The organism is Cetobacterium sp. ZOR0034 (assembly GCF_000799075.1).
Classification (GTDB): Bacteria; Fusobacteriota; Fusobacteriia; order Fusobacteriales; family Fusobacteriaceae; genus Cetobacterium_A.
Genome location: NZ_JTLI01000108.1, coordinates 1 through 1,366, shown reverse-complemented (window position 1 = coordinate 1,366; position 1,366 = coordinate 1). Strand labels below are relative to the sequence as shown.

Sequence of the window (1,366 nt, the reverse complement as noted above, 5' to 3'; positions counted from 1 at the left end):
TTCTGATTACAGGTGGAGCTTTCGGTATTATTTTAAAAACTAAAGCTGTTGAAGCTGGAATTTTAAATATGATTAAGAAGACAAAAGGATCTGAAGTATTATTGATTCCTTTAGTATTCCTGCTTTTCTCTCTTGGTGGAGCTGTATTTGGTATGGGAGAGGAAGCTATACCATTTGCTATGATTTTAATTCCTATTGTTGTTGGTATGGGATATGATTCGATTACAGGTATCTTTATGTGCTACATATCAACTCAAATTGGATTTGGTACCTCATGGATGAATCCATTCAGCGTGGCTGTTGCGCAAGGTGTTGCAGGAATTCCTGTGCTCTCTGGTGCCATGTTCAGAATCTTTATGTGGATATTTTTCACTGCATTCGGAATTTTTTATACGATGAGATACGCTAAAAAAATAAAAGCAAACCCAGAATTGTCAATTTCTTATGAAACTGATAAATTTTTTAGAGATGATTTCAAAGCGGATGCTACTGACGATTTAGAATTTACTTTAGGTCACAAACTAGTATTCTTAACTATATTCTTAGGTATGTCTTGGATTGTTTGGGGTGTTGTATTGCACGGTTATTACCTTCCTGAAATAGCTGCTCAATTTACAATTATGGGAATAGTTTCTGGAATAATTGGAGTAGTATTTAAACTAAACGACATGACAGTTAATGATATTGCCACATCTTTTAGAAAAGGAGCTGAAGATTTAATTGGAGCCGCCTTAGTTGTTGGAATGGCAAAAGGAATTGTACTGGTTTTAGGTGGAATAGACGCTGGGACTCCTACTGTTTTAAATACAATCTTAAACTCTGTAGCTGGTATTTTAGGAAACTTGCACGCTTCTGTATCTGCAATAGCGATGTATTTCTTCCAGTCTATATTTAATTTCTTTGTTGTTTCTGGATCTGGTCAAGCTGCACTTACTATGCCAATTATGGCACCACTTTCTGATTTAGTTGGAGTTCCTAGACAAGTTGCTGTACTTGCTTTCCAATTGGGAGATGGATTTACAAATATGATTGTTCCAACTTCTGGAATTTTAATGGCAATTTTAGGAATTGCTAAAATTGAATGGGGATCTTGGGCTAAGCAACAGATTAAATTCCAAGGAATCTTATTTATTTTAGGATCTTTGTTTGTTATAGCTGGAGTTTTAATAAATTTACAATAAACAAAAGAGGGTGTAACTTTAAATTACACCCTCTTTTATTATTTCAACTTTTGATATTTCTTATATAAGAATAAAAAAAAAGATGTATTTCTACATCTTAAAAAATTCATTTAATGGCGGGAGTGACGAGGGTCGAACTCGCGACCTCATGCGTGACAGGCATGCGCTCTAACCAACTGAGCTAC

1 protein-coding gene is annotated in these 1,366 nt (G+C 34.9%); it reads left to right on the top strand.

Annotated features, from left to right (window positions below; translation table 11 throughout):
- Positions 1-1,181 (top strand): putative basic amino acid antiporter YfcC (gene yfcC / locus L992_RS12740; RefSeq protein ID WP_047396655.1); only part of this gene is annotated, 1,181 nt, incomplete at its 5' end.
- Between the last annotated feature and the right edge of the window lie 185 nt (positions 1,182-1,366).